Genomic DNA, 15,574 nt, shown 5'->3' with positions numbered 1-15,574 from the left:
GGCGTTCCACGTTGCTGTCGTAGCGCGAGTGTACGCGCAACGGCAAAAACGCCGAGCCCGTTACTGCCGGCGCAGCGAGAAGCGGTGCGGCACGCGTTCTGGCAAGGCGGCGGGCGCCTGCGCCGGCTGGCGGCTGCCCAATGGGCGGCCGTCGCGCGGCAGGCTGGCGCCGGCCAGTCGGCTGCGGCCCAGTTGCCCGGCCCGCTCCCACTCCGCTTCGGTAACGGCTTTCTTGCGCGCGGCCAGGCCAGCGTGGTCATCGGTCAGCAGGTCGGCGATCAGCGGCCAGACATTGCCCCAGCGCCCGGTGTCGCCGGGACCCGGCACCAGGTCGGGCGCGACACCCTGGTCGCGCGCGACATACGAATTGAGGGACAACAGGCGCGTGCCTTTCTGCCAGCCATGCACCAGGCCGAAGCCGGCATCGAACTGCAGCAGCACGACGCAATCGAGTTCATCGGTGTAGCACGCCACCACCGATTCGGCGGCGTCGACCACGACCGCAGCGTGGCTGGTGCCGCGCGTCAGGGTATCGCGGATGGCTTCCAGCCAGCTGTCGCGGTCGGCCTGGCTGGCCCAGCGCGCAGTGTCGAACAGCTTGGGCTGGAGGCGGTGCAGGCGCTCGTCCGACAGCGTCAGGGGTGTGAGTGCTTCCTCCTCGACCGTGCACAGGCAGCCGCAACGCGTCAGCGCCTGGGCATAGCTGGTGGCGGCCTCGAACGTCATTTTCCGCTTGACCGTGGCCGGGCTGCTGCCGACCAAAGGCGCAACGGTGTCCTTGCTGCACTTGAACAGCCTGACCAATAACTCGGCGGCTATCTCTGCGGAATGACCTGGCTGCAGTCCCCGCGTCACAACGCGAAATGTAGCGGATGGCATGGTGAAGTGGCGTGTATTTATGTGGGTCTATTCTGGCACACTTATCGGCGTCGGCGCGCGATCCAATATTCGGCCAACTCGAATCCACCCTGGGTCAGCAGCGCCAGCACGGCCGCGGGAATGGCGCCGGCCAGCAGCATGTCGTTGTCGTTCAGCGCCAGGCCGATGGTGATCCGTTCGCCATAGCCGCCGGCCCCAATGAACGCGGCAATCGTCGCGGTGCCGACGCTCATCACCGCCGCTGTTTTCACGCCGGCCAGGATGACAGGCAGCGCCAGCGGCAATTCGATGTGGGTCAGCGTCACGCCGCGGCGCAGGCCCAGCGCCAGCGCCGCCGTACGCAGCCCGGCCGGTACCTGCAGGATGCCGGTACAGGTATTCCTCACGATGGGCAGCAGGGCGTACACGAACAGCGCGACCAGCGCCGGCACGGTGCCGATCATGCCCAGCAGCGGAATCATGATCGCCAGCAGCGCCAGCGACGGCACCGTCTGCAGCATGCCCACCAGCGCCAGCACAGGCTGGCGCAAGCGCGGTGCATGGGCCGCCAGTACGCCCAGCGGAATCCCGACCAGGCAGGCCAGCACCAGCGACAGCGCGACCAGCGTCAAGTGCTGGCGCGTGAGCTTCCACAGGTCCGGGCCGAACAGTTTGGCGCGCAGGCCGTCACGCGCGCTGCGCGTCGACGATGGCGTGAGGCGCGCCTGCGCCACCGCCGCAAAACTTTTACCGTCGATTTCGACCGCCGCGTTCATGGCGATCATGTCGGCGTTGCTGATGCTGCCCGCAAGCGCCTGCAGCGATTTCCAGGCCGCGGGCAGGCGCTGCGGCAGATCCAGCCGATACAGCAAGACGGCGTCGTAACGCGGGAAGTATTTCAGGTCGTCGTCCAGCACGCGCAGCTTGTATTGCGCGATTTTCGCATCGGTCGAATAGATGTCGATGACGTCGACCTGGCGCGCGTTCAGCGCTTCGTACGCGATGCCGTGATCGAGGCCGCGCGGCGCCTGCGTCACGCCATAGCGCGCCGCGAGGCCAGGCCAGCCATCGGCGCGGCCGATGAATTCGTGCGACAGGCCAAGCTTCAGTGCAGGATGGGCCTTCAAATCGGACAGGCGTGTCACGCCCTGTTGATCGGCGCGCACCGCCAGCGCATACGTGTTGTTGAAACCGAGCGGCAGGCCGACCCCCAGTCCCAGCGGCGCCAGTTGCGCGCGCATCTCGTCCAGCGTGCTGGCGCGCGTGTTCTTCAAAATTTCCAGGTCGATCGTGCCGAGGTATTCGGGATAGACGTCGATGCTGCCGGCCTGCAGGGCAGCGAGCACGATGGCGGTGTTGCCCAGGCCCTGGCGATGCTCGGCAGGACCGGTTTTCGCGGCCGTTTGCGTCAGCAGCTCGCCCAGAATGTACGACTCGGTGAACCGCTTGGAGCCGACGTGCAGCGTGCCGTCGGCAGCCACGGCGACGCCGGCCAGCAGCAGTGCGGCCAGCGCAAATAGAAAACGCATGAACATCCTTGAGTGATTAGTGCCGGGGCCAGCTTACCACCGGCGCGCGTGGCACACCGCCATTGACGACCAGGCGGCACGGATTCAGGCCCATTGCATACGCCAGGTCGGCCGGACGCGCGATGTCCCACAGCGCGAAGTCGGCGCGCTTGCCCACCTCCAGCGTGCCGATGTCGTCATGCAGCCCGAGCGCGCGGGCGGCGTGCACGGTGCAGCCGGCCAGCGCTTCGGCCGGTGTCATGCGCCACAAGGTACACGCCATGTTCATCGCCAGCAGCAGAGAAGTGAGCGGCGAGGTGCCGGGATTGCAGTCGGTGGCCACGGCCAGCGGGACGCCGGCGGCGCGCAAGGCGGCCAGCGGCGGCGCGACCGTTTCGCGCAAAAAGTAATACGCGCCGGGGAGCAGCACGGCCACCGTGCCGGCGCCGGCCATGGCGTCGATGCCATCTTGCGTGAGGTGCTCCAGGTGGTCTGCCGACAGTCCGCCAAAGCGCGCCACCAGCGCGGCGCCGCCCTGGTCGGACAGCTGCTCGGCGTGCAGTTTCACGGGCAGGCCAAGGCGCGCGGCGGCGCAGAAGACGCGTTCGGTCTGGGCGCTGGTAAAGCCGATGCGCTCGCAGAAGGCGTCGACCGCGTCGACCAGGCCCTCCCCTGCCAGTTGCGGCAGCATGGTGGCGCACAGATCGTCGATGTAGGCGTCGGCGCGGCCGGCGAATTCGGGCGGCAGCGCGTGCGCACCCAGGAAGGTCGTGGCCACGCGCACCGGCAGCAATTGCCCGATGCGGCGTGCCGCGCGCAGCATCGTCGCTTCACTTTCCAGCGTGAGGCCATAGCCGGATTTGATCTCCAGCGTCGTCACGCCCTCGGCCAGCAGGCGCAGCACGCGCGGCGCGCTGGCGCGCAGCAGCGCATCGACATCGGCCGCGCGGGTGGCGCGTACGGTGGCCATGATGCCGCCACCGGCGCGGGCAATCTCTTCGTAGCTGGCGCCGTCCAGTCTGGCTTCAAATTCGTCACTGCGGTTACCGGCGTGGACGATGTGGGTGTGGCAGTCGATCAGGCCCGGCGTGAGCCAGGCGCCGCCACCGTCGATAGTCTGCGCGGCAGGCGCGGCGTCGGCACGCGCACCGAGCCAGGCGATGCGGCCACCCTGCACGGCGATGGCGGCATCGTGGATGGCGCCGTAACCGTCGACCATCGTCGCCAGCTGCACGTTGACGATGACGAGATCGTGCATTTATTCGAGCTCGTCGCCGTCGTCGTCGTGATTGAAGAAGATATCGGCGATGAGCACCACGCCAGGGTCCCCTTCGAGGCGCCAGACGGTGCTGTCGTTGCGGAACAGGATGGTATCGAAGCGCACCATGCCGATGCGTTCACCATCGCTGCTGACCGACAGGCTATCGCCTTCGGCCAGGAACAGCACGCTGACGTCGCCGCGCGGCGCGAAGCCCGAGGGGTTGCCGGTCAGCCGGCGCCGGCCGAACAGGTGGTAGCAGGTTTCGCTGCGCGTCATGATGTTGAAATCGACCGACGGGCCGCGGTTGAGCGTGGCCTCGATTTCGGAATCGCCACTGAACGCCAGCACGGGTTCGTCCTTGCCGATCAAGACGCGATCGTTGCCGTCGATGTCGAGCGTCAGGCCATGGCCGTCGACCAGCGCCAGCGTGCGCTCGACGCCGGGGAAAATGGAAAACGGCCCGTCTTCGGAGATGGTCGCCAGGCTGATGCGCCAATCAAAGGTGTCGAAATCGCCTTCCGGTGGGTCGACGGCGATTTGCGTCGTGCTGCCGCTGCCATTTTTCCACGGGACCGTTGCCAGGCCCGCAAAAGGAATCAGTGTGCTCATCGGCTTACCTCGCGCAATTGGTGTAGCGCTAGTTTATACCGATGCGCGATGCTGTCCTGATTAATATGTACACCGTTTCTGACCACCCACTGCCCACCGGCGAGCACATCGCGCACCAGGTTATCGTTGCCCGAAAACAGGAAACGGCCCAGCACATCGGCCGCATCGATACCGTCGAGGTTGACGTGCGCATCGTCCAGCACCAGCAAATCGGCCCGTTTGCCCACTGCCAGCGCGCCAACCGGCCGTCCCGCAGCCTGCGCCCCGCCGCGCAGCGCGCCCTGCCACAGGAATTCGGCCACATCCGGCGTGGCAGCCGTGGCCGCCACGTTGCGGCGTTGCCGCGCCAGCCGCTGGCCGTACTCGAGCCAGCGCAGTTCTTCCACCGGGCTGTGCGAGACGTGGCTGTCGCTGCCGATGCCGAACGCGCCGCCAGCGGCAATATACGGCGCGAGCGGGAACAGGCCGTCGCCCAGGTTCGCTTCCGTGGTCGGGCACAAGCCGGCCACGGCGCCGCTGGCGGCTAGGCGCGCGCTTTCGGCGCCGCTCAGATGGGTGGCGTGCACCAGGCACCAGCGCGCATCGATCGCCAGCTGCGAGAGCAGGTAGTCGACCGGACGCTGCCCGCAGAACGCGAGGCACTGGTCGACTTCGGCCTGCTGCTCGGCGATGTGCAAATGCAGCGGTCGCCCCGCCGGCAGGCCGTCCACCAGTTCGCGCATCTGTTCGACGCTGGCCGCGCGCAGCGAATGGGGCGCCGCGCCCACTTCGAGCTGGCTGCTGCGCAGCGGTTCGAGCGCCGCGACGATGTCATGCACGTCGCGCACGCTGGTGTGGAAGCGCCGCTGTTCCGGGCGCAAGGCTTGCGCGCCAAAACCGGCGTGGCTGTACAGCACCGGCAGCAGGGTCAGGCCAATGCCGCTCGCCGCGGCCGCGGCGGCGATGCGCTCGGCCATGCCGGCCAGGTGGCCATACCACTCGCCCTGGGGGTCGCGCTGCAGGTAGTGGAATTCGCACAACGCCGTGTAGCCATAGCGCAGGCACTCGACGAACAGCTGGGCAGCGATGGCCTCCACCTGCTCGGGCGTGATGGTGGCGGCAAAACGGTACATCAGGTCGCGCCAGGTCCAGAAGCTGTCGGCGCTGTTGTCGAGCGTGCTGCCGGCACGCTCGGTCAGGCCGCCCAGGGCGCGCTGGAACGCGTGCGAATGCAGGTTGACCATGCCGGGCAAAACGTAGCCCACGTCGGGCGCGCCGTCGGCGTTGGCATGCACCTCGGTCAGCGTGCCGGCGCCATCCCACGCGATCAGCACATTGCGCGCCCAGCCTTGCGGCAGCAGCGCGTGGCGCGCGAACAGCTGCTTCACTGCCGCACCCAGTCGAGCGCCGCGCCGACACAGTCGCGCAGCAGCGGCAAGACCAGCGCGGCATGGTCGGGCCGGTAGCCATACGGCGCCGCTTCATCCATGTATAGGTACTGGCACATTTCCAGTTGCAGCGCGTGCACATTCCGCTGCGGCTGGCCGTACTGGCGCGTGATGTAGCCGCCCTTGAAGCGGCCGTTGAGCGCCACCGTGAACTGCTGCTGGCGCTGCGCCACGTCGACCACGGCGCGTTCCAGTTCGGGGGCGCAGGCCGCGCCGTTGGCGGTCCCGATATTCAGGTCGGGCAGCCGGCCGTCGAAAAAGCGCGGCACCATCGAGGCGATCGAATGCGCATCCCATAACAGCACGCGCCCGTGCAGGGCCAGCAGGCGATCGAGCTCGGCGCGCAGCTGCTGGTGGTAGGGCTGCCAGTAGCGCTGCAGGCGGCGCGCGATTTCGGGCTCGGACGGCGCGCGCCCGGCCTGGTACAGGCGCTCGCGTGCGAAGGTGTCGACCGGGCACAGGCCGGTGGTATCCAGGCCGGGATACAGATTCGTGTCTTCGGGCGGACGGTTCACGTCGATGACGTAGCGCGACCAGCGTGCGGCCAGCGTCGAGGCACCCAGCTCGTGCGCGAATGCGTACAGTTGTTCCAGGTGCCAGTCGGTGTCGGCGCGCCTCAACGCGCACGGCGCCATGGTGGCGGCGATCGCGTCGGGGATATCGGTGCCCACGTGCGGCATCGAGATCAACAGCGGCGCGCTGCCGGCCTTGAAACGAACGTCCATCGCCTCTCCTTATGGATGTAATACCGCGAACAGGTCCTTGCATGCGCTCGACAAGGCGCCCTCGACCACCATCCGGCGCGCCACTTCGATATCGGGCGCAAAAAAACGGTCTTCGTCGAACGGCGCCACCTGCGTGCGCAGCGCCGCATGCACCTGTTCCAGGATGGCCGAGCTGCGCAAGGGCCGGTGAAACTCGATGCCCTGCGCCGCCGCCAGCAATTCGATGCCGACGATCACCGCCGTATTCTGCGCCATCTCGTCGAGACGGCGCGCCGCGAAGGTCGCCATGCTGACGTGGTCTTCCTGGTTGGCCGAGGTGGGCAGGCTGTCGACACTGGCCGGATGCGCCATCGACTTGTTTTCCGACGCCAGTGCGGCGGCCGTCACGTGGGCGATCATGAAGCCGGAATTGAGGCCCGGCGCGCGCACCAGGAACGATGGCAGGCCCGACAGGTGGGCGTCAATCAGCAGCGCGATGCGGCGCTCCGACAACGCGCCGATTTCGGCAATCGCCAGCGCCAGCGCATCGGCCGCAAACGCCACCGGCTCGGCGTGGAAATTCCCGCCCGAGATGACTTCGCCACCTTGGTCCGGGAAGATCAGCGGGTTGTCGGTGACCGCATTCGCTTCGATCAGCAAGGTGCGTGCGGCGTTGCCAATGATGTCCATCACTGCGCCCATCACTTGCGGCTGGCAACGCAGGCTGTACGGGTCCTGCACGCGCTCATCGCCGACCAGGTGCGACGCGCGGATGGCGCTGCCGGCCACCAGTTCGCGGTAGATGGCGGCGGCGGCAATCTGGCCCGGCTGGCCGCGCACCGCGTGCACGCGCGCGTCGAACGGGGCATCGCTGGCGCGCGCGGCGTCGATCGACAAGGCGCCCGTGACCATCGCCGCTTCCAGCACCCGTTCGGCCATGAACAGGCCGTGCAGCGCCAGCGCGGTCGACACCTGGGTGCCGTTGATCAGTGCGAGACCCTCTTTCGCGGCCAGCACCACCGGTGCGATGCCGGCTGCCGCCAGCGCTTCACTCGCGGGCATGACCACGCCGTTGGCGCGCACCTCGCCGACACCCATCATGGCCAGCGTCATGTGCGCCAGCGGCGCCAGGTCGCCCGAGGCGCCGACCGAGCCTTTGGCGGGGATGGCCGGATTGATCCCGGCGTTGTAGAGCGCGATCAAGGTGTCGATGATGAGTGGACGCACGCCCGAGTAGCCGCGCGCCAGGCTGCCGATTTTTGTCAGGACGATCAGGCGCACCACCGCGTCCGACAGCAGCGCGCCGGTACCGACCGCGTGCGACAGGATCAGATTGCGCTGCAGCTTTTCCAGCTGGTGCTGCGGGATGTGCGCCTTGGCGAGGATGCCGAACCCGGTGTTGATGCCATAGGCCGGAGCACCCCTGGCGACGATAGCCTGCACCGTGGCACAGGACGCATTGATGGCATCGTAAGCCGACGCAGCGAGCGCGATCGGGGCGTGTTCGGTCCAGACGGCGCGCAGGGCGGCCAGTGTCAGCGCGCCCGGGTGCAAGATAAAAGAAGTCATGTTGGATTGATCATGGGAAGGTTCAGGCCGGTGCGTGCGGCACAGGCGATGGCGGTTTCATAGCCGGCGTCGGCATGGCGCATGACGCCCGAGCCGCTGTCATTGACGAGCACCCGCGCCAGCCGTTTCGCGGCGGCTTCGCTGCCGTCGGCGACGATCACCATGCCGGCATGCTGGGAATATCCCATGCCGACCCCGCCGCCGTGGTGCAGCGAGACCCAGGTCGCGCCGCCGGCCGTATTCAACAAGGCGTTGAGCAGGGGCCAGTCGGAGACGGCATCGGTGCCGTCGCGCATGGCTTCGGTTTCGCGGTTCGGGCTGGCGACGGAACCGGTGTCGAGGTGATCGCGCCCGATGACGATCGGCGCCTTCAGCTCACCCGTGCGCACCATTTCGTTGAACGCCAGGCCGGCCAGGTGGCGCTCGCCCAGGCCCAGCCAGCAGATGCGCGCCGGCAGGCCCTGGAAGGCGATGCGTTGGCGCGCCATGTCGAGCCAGCGGTGGACTTGCGCGTGGTGCGGGAACAGTTCCTTGATTTTCGCATCGGTCTTATAGATGTCTTCCGGGTCGCCGGATAACGCCACCCAGCGGAACGGGCCGCGCCCTTCGCAGAACTGCGGCCGGATGTAGGCTGGCACGAAGCCGGGGAAATCGAAGGCACTGGCCACGCCGGCGTCGAACGCGACTTGGCGGATGTTGTTGCCGTAGTCGACCGCGTGCACGCCCAGTGCCTTGAAGTCGAGGATGGCTTGCACGTGGACGGCGCAGGACGCTGCTGCGGCGGCCTTGAGTTGCGCATGTTGCGCCGGGTCCGCCATCGCGGCCTTCCATTGTGCGACGCTCCAGCCAAGCGGCAGGTAACCGTTGACCAGGTCGTGCGCGGAGGTCTGGTCGGTGACCAGATCCGGTTTCAGGCCGCCGGCACGGGCGCGGCGCACCAGCTCCGGCAGCACCTCGGCGGCGTTGCCGAGCAGCGCGATCGACACCGCTTCGCGGCGCGCCGTGTGATGCGCCACCAGCGCCAGCGCGTCGTCGATATTTGCGGCCTGCTGGTCCACGTAACGCGTGCGCAAGCGGAAATCGATGCTGCTTTGCTGGCATTCGATGGTCAGCGATACCGCACCGGCAAAGCTGGCCGCCAGCGGCTGCGCGCCGCCCATGCCGCCCAGGCCCGCAGTGAGGATCCAGCGCCCACCCCAGTCGCCGCCGAAATGCTGGCGTCCGGCTTCGGCAAAGGTTTCATAGGTGCCCTGCACGATGCCCTGGGTGCCGATATAAATCCAGCTGCCGGCGGTCATCTGGCCGTACATGAACAGGCCCTTGCGATCGAGTTCGCTGAAGTGTTCCCAGGTCGCCCATTTCGGCACCAGGTTGGAATTGGCAATCAGCACGCGCGGTGCATCGGCGTGGGTCTGGAACACCCCCACGGGTTTGCCGGACTGGATGAGCAGGGTCTGGTCGTCCTCGAGGGTGCGCAGCGAGGCCAGGATCTGGTCGAAGCAGGCCCAGTCGCGCGCCGCGCGGCCGATGCCGCCGTAGACCACCAGGCTGGCCGGATTCTCCGCCACTTCGGCGTCGAGGTTGTTTTGCAGCATGCGGTAAGCGGCCTCGGTCAGCCAGCTCTTGCAATGCAGTTCGGTGCCGCGCGGGGCGCGGACGCTGCGGGTGGGGTCAAAGCGCGGATCGGTCGACATGACAACTCCTCGGACAGGCAAAGCGGCGGACAAGCGCCATCCGCGTGCTTTTTAGTCTAGGTTGTCTATACAAGCAAGTCAATCGCTTTCCGACCCGCCCCTGCCGTGCCTACTGTCTGGCGCTGGTCACGCGCCAGATGACATTGCCCACGTCGTCGGCGAATAGCAAGCCGCCTTGCGCGTCCTGTGCGAGGCCGACCGGCGCTCCGTACAGGTGTTTTTCGTCCGCCGAATGAAAACCGGTCACGACCGGCTGCGCGGCGCCGCTCGGCATACCATTGACGAACGGGACATACACGATCTGGTAACCGCTCAGGGGCGAGCGATCCCAGCTGCCGTGCTCACTGACGAAGGCGCCGCCCTTGTATTTGGCCGGCAGGTTATCACCGCTATAAAACAGCAAGCCCAAGGCGGCCACGTGCGAACCAAGCGCATAGTCGGGCTTGATGGCTTTTGCCACCAGGTCCGGCCGCTGCGGTTTTACCCGGTGGTCGACATTCTGGCCAAAATAGCTATACGGCCAGCCATAAAAACCTTTTTCCTGCAGCGAGGTCAGGTAATCCGGCACCAGGTCGGCGCCAATTTCATCACGCTCATTGGCGATGGCCCACAGTTTGCCCGATTGCGGTTCCCATTGCAGGCCGGTCGGATTGCGGATACCCGACGCAAATACCCGGCTCGCACCGGTCGCGCTATCGACTTCCAGCACGGCGGCGCGGCGGTATTCCACCTCCATGCCATTTTCCGTGATGTTGCTGTTCGAGCCGCTGCCGACATACAGTTTTTTGCCGTCCGGGCTGGCCAGCAAGGCCTTGGTCCAGTGGTGATTGACCGTACTTGGCAGGTCGCCCAATTCGACGCCCGGATCGGACATTCTGGTTTCGCCGGGGGTGTAGCGGTATTTCATGATGTTGCCGGTATTGGCCACATACAGGGTGTCGCCGACCAGCTGAATCCCGAACGGCGAGTGCAGTTTCTCGATGTAGACGAATTGTTCCCACTCCCCGCTGGCGCCGGCTTTCTTGCGCAGCAGCGTAATGCGGTTACCGCCCTTGCCGCCTTTGCCCGAGTTACCTTTGACCATGCCCGCGATCACCTGTTTCGGTGTCGTGACGGATTCTTCGCCGGGGCCGTTCGCTTCCACCACCAGCACGTCCTGGTTCGGCAACACCAGCAGTTGGCGTGGATGCAGCAGGCCGGATGCGATCTTCTCGATCTGCAAACCGGGCGCGACTTGCGGCGCTGCATTCGCTGCCCAGCCGACGCCTTTCGGAACCTGCATCGGCGGGACCAGGAAATCCTTCGCGCCTGGCAGCGTCGGATTCGCGCCAATTTGCGTTGCAGGATCAACTTTCGATTTCTCGCTGCAAGCACTCAATACCAGCGTCAAGCCAGCTGCCATTCCCAGCGCGCGCGCCCAACGTTGTTTATGCTTGTCCATGATTCAATTCCTTGTAAGTAACGACTTCGCCCGCCAAAATAATGCGTCCTATGCCCATTGCGGCCACCGTCAAAATGGACAGCCATACGCCATCGGGAATCACGGCATAAGCATCGCGGCTGTGGACAAATGCATTGACCAGCGCGGCCACGATACCGACCACGTTCAGCCAGAAATTGATGACCTGACCGCGCGAGCGGATGCGGCGTTTGCTGAACCAGACCACGGCCAGATTGATCAGTTGCGGGATGATCGCGAACAGCAAGCCAAATGTGACCAGCCAGGCCGCGCTTTTCATCCACAGCACATTGGCCGTATTGGCATAAATGACGTCAAAAATCAGCACGCCAACAAAGAAACCGAAAGGAATCGGGTCGAGTAAATTGAAAACTGCTGACGTCAGGCTAAAGCGCGACGGATGCTGTTCTGCCTTCATGATGCTGCCCTCTTGTTATCCATGATGCTGCCTCTTGAATGTGAGTGAATTGCCGTATGCGAAAAAACCGGCCCCTGCTTCACAGGTCCCGGTAGTTGATTTAAAGATTAGCATGAATGGCAATAAATCGACGACGCGATGGCATGCAGGCGAATCCGTATTGACGGCACCGATCCAGGTTTTTAGCAGCAGGCGCTGGCTCAGGGTTTGATGCTACGGTCTAAAAAATCCAGCATCTGCACGGCGATCTCGCGGCCGTGGGTTTCGATGGCGAAGTGGCCGGTGTCGAGGAAGCGCACTTCCGCTTGCGGATTGTCGCGTTTGAACGCTTCGGCGCCGGCCGGGAAAAAGAAGGGGTCGTTCTTGCCCCAGATTGCCAGCGTCGGCGGGTGGTAGCGGCGGAAGTAGGCGTGCAGCGCACTGTACTGCTTGATGTTTTGGCCATAGTCGAGCAACAAGTCCATCTGCACTTCCACGCCGATGCGCTCGGTGGCAGCGTGGGCCAGTTGCCAGGTTTCGGGCGCGATCAGCGACGCGTCCGTGACGCCTTCGGTGTACTGCCATTTCGTCATATCGAGTGTGTTGAAGCGGCGCAGCGCTTCGCGGTTGGCGGCGCTGGGCGCGGCCCAGGCGGTACGCATGTCGGCCCAGCCAGCGCTCAGGCCCTCTTCGTAGGCGTTGCCATTCTGGCTGACCAGCGCCGTGATTTTGTCCGGATTGTTAACCGCCAGGCGCCAGCCTACCGGGGCGCCATAGTCGAATACGTACATGGCGTAACGGTCCATTCCCTTGGCCACCGTGAACGCATCGATCACGGACGCCAGCTTGTCGAAGGTCCAGGCGAATGGCTGGCCCGGGATCACGCTGGTCTGCCCGAAGCCGGGCAGGTCCGGCGCGACCACGTGGTAGCGGGTGGCCAACTGCGGAATCAGGTCGCGAAACATGTACGACGAGGCGCCAAAACCATGCAGCAGCAGAACGGTGGGAGCCTGGGCCGGACCGGCCTCGCGGTAGAACAGCTTGACGCCCTGGACCTCCATGGTCCGGTGATGGACCTGGGCGGGATGGTCGGCGGCGCTGGCGACCAGGGCGGTGGCCAGGGTGGTGGCGGCAAAAAGTGATTTGGTGTGCATGAGGTTTCCTTGAATGGACAGAGATCGGTGCAAATAACCGGTATAATTAATAATAAGCGGTTACTTAAGGCGCAGTATCTGTCGTTTTAAGTAACCTGTCAAACATATTTTTAGAGGTTACTGAATGGATGCAGCAGGCAAGCCGTCGGAGCATGCATGGTCCGAACCACCGATGCTGGGAGATCACCTGGCACTCGATCTCCTGAACACCGAGGCGCAGCGCGATGGGGCAACGGTCGACTACTGGGACAGTGGCGCTGCTGTATGCCGGTGGCTGGCGCAGCATGGTTTGCCCGCCGCCGCCGACAGCGCCGCGCATGCTGCCACGCTGCTGGCGCAGGGAAAGTCCTTGCGGGCCGTGGCACGCAAGCTGATTCTCCAGTACAAGGACAAGCAGCTCGGCGACACCGCCAGCCTGGACCCGTACCTGCGCGCTTACCTCAGCGCGCCGCAGCTGGCGCGCGACAGTGACGGCCTGCTGACGCTCACGCGCGTGGCACACGCCGAGCCGGTTGCGGCTTTGCTCGGGCCGGTGGCTGAAGCCGTGGCGCAGTTGCTGGTCGATGGCGACGCTGCACTCGTGAAGCAATGCGAGCATCCCGACTGCGTCCTGTGGTTCTACGACCGCACCAAGGCGCACAAGCGGCGCTGGTGCAGCATGGCCTTGTGCGGCAACCGCTACAAGGCAGCGCAGTTCAGGAAAAAAGGCGTCGCCACGTCGTAATGCCGTTGCGCCTTCGGCCCTTGCCTGGCGGGATTGCCACCGCAGCCTGCCACCGCTGCTTCATCAGTCTCAAAGCGCATTCCTGCCCGGACATAACGAAGGCGCGCGCTCAGAAATCGTCCCAATATGCGCGGGGGCCGATCTGTTCGATGATGTAGTCGATGAATACGCGCACTTTCGGCGCCAGGTAGCGATTTTCCAGATACAGCGCGTGCAGGTAGTCGCCAAACATGCCGACCGGCTGGTATGCGGTCAGGAGGGCGAGAGCATGTCCGCGTTTGATGTCGGGCCCCACGGCAAATGTCGGCAAGAGCGCGATACCGCAGCCATTGAGCATGCAAACGCGCAGTGATTCACTGCTATTGATGGACAGCGTATTTTTTACCTTGATCGATGTCGTTGCGCCCTGGAAGCCAAAGTGCCACGTGGCGGCTGCGCCAGTTTGGTTGAATGTGATGCAGCGATGCCCGGCCAGCTGTTCCAGGGTTTCAGGTGCGCCAAAGCGCTCGACGTATCCCGGTGACGCCACGACGGCGTAATGCAGCCTGGCGAGCGGCCGCGCAATGGCGGTCATCAGCGGCATTTCCCTGGACATGCGCAAAACCACGTCATAGCCCTCGTCTGCGAGGCTGACGAAGCGGTCGGTCAGGTGCAACTCCACCATCACTTCGGGATAACGTGCCTGAAACCCCGCCAGCAAACCGGCGAGATGCAAATTGCCAAATACGGTCGAGGTGCTGATGCGGAGCAGGCCGGAGGGCGCCCCCAGATTGCGGGCGACCTTCAATTCCAACTCGGCGGTCTCCTCCAGCATGCGCAATGCATGCCGATAAACCTCTTGCCCCACCTCCGTCATGCTGAGATGACGGGTGGTGCGGTTCAGCAAGCGCGTTTGCAAGGCAAGTTCCAAACGCGCGATCTGTTTGCTGACTGCGGGTTTTCTGGACGCCAAAGCAATCGACGCCGCAGAAAAGCTCCCCGTGTCCACCACCGCAACATAGGTGACCAGATCGTCCAGACTGTATTTTTTAATCAGGCTCATTTTGGAAACAATGTTGTTCTATTTTGGTGGATTGTGAAGACATTTCAAAGATTGTAGTCTGTCTCTTTCGATTACTTCAAGAGATAACCATGACAACCATGACGATTAATCCAGCCACGAAAATTGGCGCTTTCGGACTGCCCCTCCTTTTTATCTTCATGTGGAGCTCGGGATATGTGGTGGGTAAAATCGGCATTCCCTTTGCGGGGCCGTTCACCTTGCTGTTTCTCCGTTTCGGCAGTGCCGCGCTGATTCTGCTGGCGGTGACAGTGCTGACCAAACCGACCTGGCCGCGGCGCGGCATCGATTACGTTCACCTGATAGTGGTGGGATTGCTCATCCAGGTCTTGCAATTCTTTGGCCTGTACACCGCATTGAAACTCGGCGTGACGGCTGGCATTAGCGCCCTGTTCATCGGTACGATGCCCATCTTTACGGCGCTTGGCGCAAGTGTGTTTCTCGGCGAGCGCCTGACCGGAAAACAGTGGTCTGGCCTGGCCATCGGTCTGGTGGGGGTCTACATGGTGGTGGCGAACAAGGTTGGCATGGGTCATGCGGGGATGGGTGGCTATCTTGCCGCACTGCTGGCGCTGGTGGGAATTACGCTGGGAACGCTTTATCAGAAAAAATTCTGTGTCGGTATCGACCTGCGCATTGCCGGGCTGGTACAACTTTCTTTCGCCAGCCTTGCGGCGATGTTCTTTGCCGGTGAATTCGAGCATTTTGCCGTGCAATGGAGCGCGCAGTTGGTATTCGCGTCGGCCTGGCTATCGATCGTCAATTCCATCGGTGCGATCAGCCTCCTGTATATCTTGATGCGGAATGGCGAGGCCAGCAAGGTGGCCAGCCTGTTCTATTTGATTCCCGGGGTGACCGCCATCATGGCTTATGCCGTGCTTGGCGAAACATTGCTGCCGACTGCGATTGGCGGATTCGTGATCACCGGCGTTGCCGTCTATTTCTGCACGCGGAAATAACCCGGCACCCGCCGCATTCCCTGCCCGCATGAATACAAGGCATTGCGGCGGGTGAAAGCAGCTGTCTTTGAATCATGCGGCCGGCGTACTGCCGCCGTTGCGTGATCGCTTAACTGTCAAGTCTCGCCTGGTCATAAACGCGTTTGACGAATAACTCTGGTTTCTTATGCTGCCACTCCTTGAGCGCTTGA

At 64.3% G+C, this 15,574-nt stretch carries 14 protein-coding genes; 2 read left to right on the top strand and 12 right to left on the bottom strand.

The genetic code is table 11. From position 1 onward, the window contains the following. Positions 1-60 precede the first annotated feature (60 nt). From V6M87_RS13455 to V6M87_RS13405, 11 genes are all read right to left on the bottom strand, one after another. Positions 61-726, bottom strand: a complete 666-nt coding sequence (locus tag V6M87_RS13455) for a hypothetical protein (RefSeq protein WP_332877149.1) — start codon at positions 724-726, stop codon at positions 61-63. A gap of 194 nt (positions 727-920) precedes the next feature. Further along, positions 921-2,387 carry a glycine betaine ABC transporter substrate-binding protein gene (locus tag V6M87_RS13450; RefSeq protein WP_332877148.1) on the bottom strand — a complete coding sequence of 489 codons (1,467 nt, stop codon included), beginning with the start codon at positions 2,385-2,387 and terminating at the stop codon, positions 921-923. A 16-nt stretch (positions 2,388-2,403) separates the two neighbouring features. Then, positions 2,404-3,624 (bottom strand): imidazolonepropionase, encoded by a 1,221-nt coding sequence (gene hutI / locus V6M87_RS13445; protein WP_332877147.1) that lies wholly within the window; start codon positions 3,622-3,624, stop codon positions 2,404-2,406. Beyond that, complete coding sequence (locus V6M87_RS13440; protein WP_332877146.1) at positions 3,625-4,236, bottom strand: HutD/Ves family protein; 612 nt, start codon at positions 4,234-4,236, stop codon at positions 3,625-3,627. Beyond that, a complete protein-coding gene (locus V6M87_RS13435; protein WP_332877145.1) occupies positions 4,233-5,603 on the bottom strand; it encodes a formimidoylglutamate deiminase in 1,371 nt (456 codons plus the stop codon). The genes V6M87_RS13440 and V6M87_RS13435 overlap by 4 nt, the downstream gene beginning before the upstream one ends. Then, positions 5,600-6,388, bottom strand: coding sequence for an N-formylglutamate deformylase (gene hutG / locus V6M87_RS13430; protein WP_332877144.1), 789 nt, complete (start codon positions 6,386-6,388; stop codon positions 5,600-5,602). Before hutG ends, V6M87_RS13435 begins: the two co-directional genes overlap by 4 nt. Before the next feature lie 9 nt (positions 6,389-6,397). Then, on the bottom strand, positions 6,398-7,936 hold the full coding sequence (gene hutH / locus V6M87_RS13425; protein WP_332877143.1) for a histidine ammonia-lyase: 1,539 nt from the start codon (positions 7,934-7,936) through the stop codon (positions 6,398-6,400). After that, entirely contained in the window at positions 7,933-9,630 is a 1,698-nt protein-coding gene (gene hutU, locus V6M87_RS13420; RefSeq protein ID WP_332877142.1) for a urocanate hydratase, read from the bottom strand. Before hutU ends, hutH begins: the two co-directional genes overlap by 4 nt. A gap of 109 nt (positions 9,631-9,739) precedes the next feature. Then, entirely contained in the window at positions 9,740-11,071 is a 1,332-nt protein-coding gene (locus V6M87_RS13415; protein ID WP_332877141.1) for a PQQ-dependent sugar dehydrogenase, read from the bottom strand. Further along, the gene (locus V6M87_RS13410) at positions 11,058-11,507 is read right to left on the bottom strand and encodes a DUF2231 domain-containing protein (RefSeq protein WP_332877140.1); all 450 of its coding nucleotides are present in this window, start codon (positions 11,505-11,507) and stop codon (positions 11,058-11,060) included. The genes V6M87_RS13415 and V6M87_RS13410 overlap by 14 nt, the downstream gene beginning before the upstream one ends. A 200-nt stretch (positions 11,508-11,707) precedes the next feature. Continuing rightward, on the bottom strand, positions 11,708-12,640 hold the full coding sequence (locus tag V6M87_RS13405; RefSeq protein WP_332877139.1) for an alpha/beta fold hydrolase: 933 nt from the start codon (positions 12,638-12,640) through the stop codon (positions 11,708-11,710). Positions 12,641-12,764: 124 nt separating this feature from the next. On the opposite strand from V6M87_RS13405, the gene V6M87_RS13400 reads away from it, so the two are divergent. After that, a complete protein-coding gene (locus tag V6M87_RS13400; protein WP_332877138.1) occupies positions 12,765-13,364 on the top strand; it encodes a CGNR zinc finger domain-containing protein in 600 nt (199 codons plus the stop codon). A 109-nt stretch (positions 13,365-13,473) separates the two neighbouring features. On the opposite strand, the gene V6M87_RS13395 is transcribed toward V6M87_RS13400, so the two are convergent. Next, positions 13,474-14,406 (bottom strand): LysR family transcriptional regulator, encoded by a 933-nt coding sequence (locus tag V6M87_RS13395; RefSeq protein WP_332877137.1) that lies wholly within the window; start codon positions 14,404-14,406, stop codon positions 13,474-13,476. Positions 14,407-14,495: 89 nt separating this feature from the next. Between V6M87_RS13395 and V6M87_RS13390 the strand changes: the two genes are divergently transcribed. After that, a complete protein-coding gene (locus V6M87_RS13390; protein ID WP_332877136.1) occupies positions 14,496-15,383 on the top strand; it encodes a DMT family transporter in 888 nt (295 codons plus the stop codon). Positions 15,384-15,574 lie beyond the last annotated feature (191 nt).

The organism is Massilia sp. S19_KUP03_FR1 (genome assembly GCF_036688685.1).
GTDB lineage: Bacteria > Pseudomonadota > Gammaproteobacteria > Burkholderiales > Burkholderiaceae_D > JALYUM01.
The sequence above is the reverse complement of the archived record's forward strand: the minus strand, read 5'-3'. Positions and strand labels throughout refer to the sequence as shown.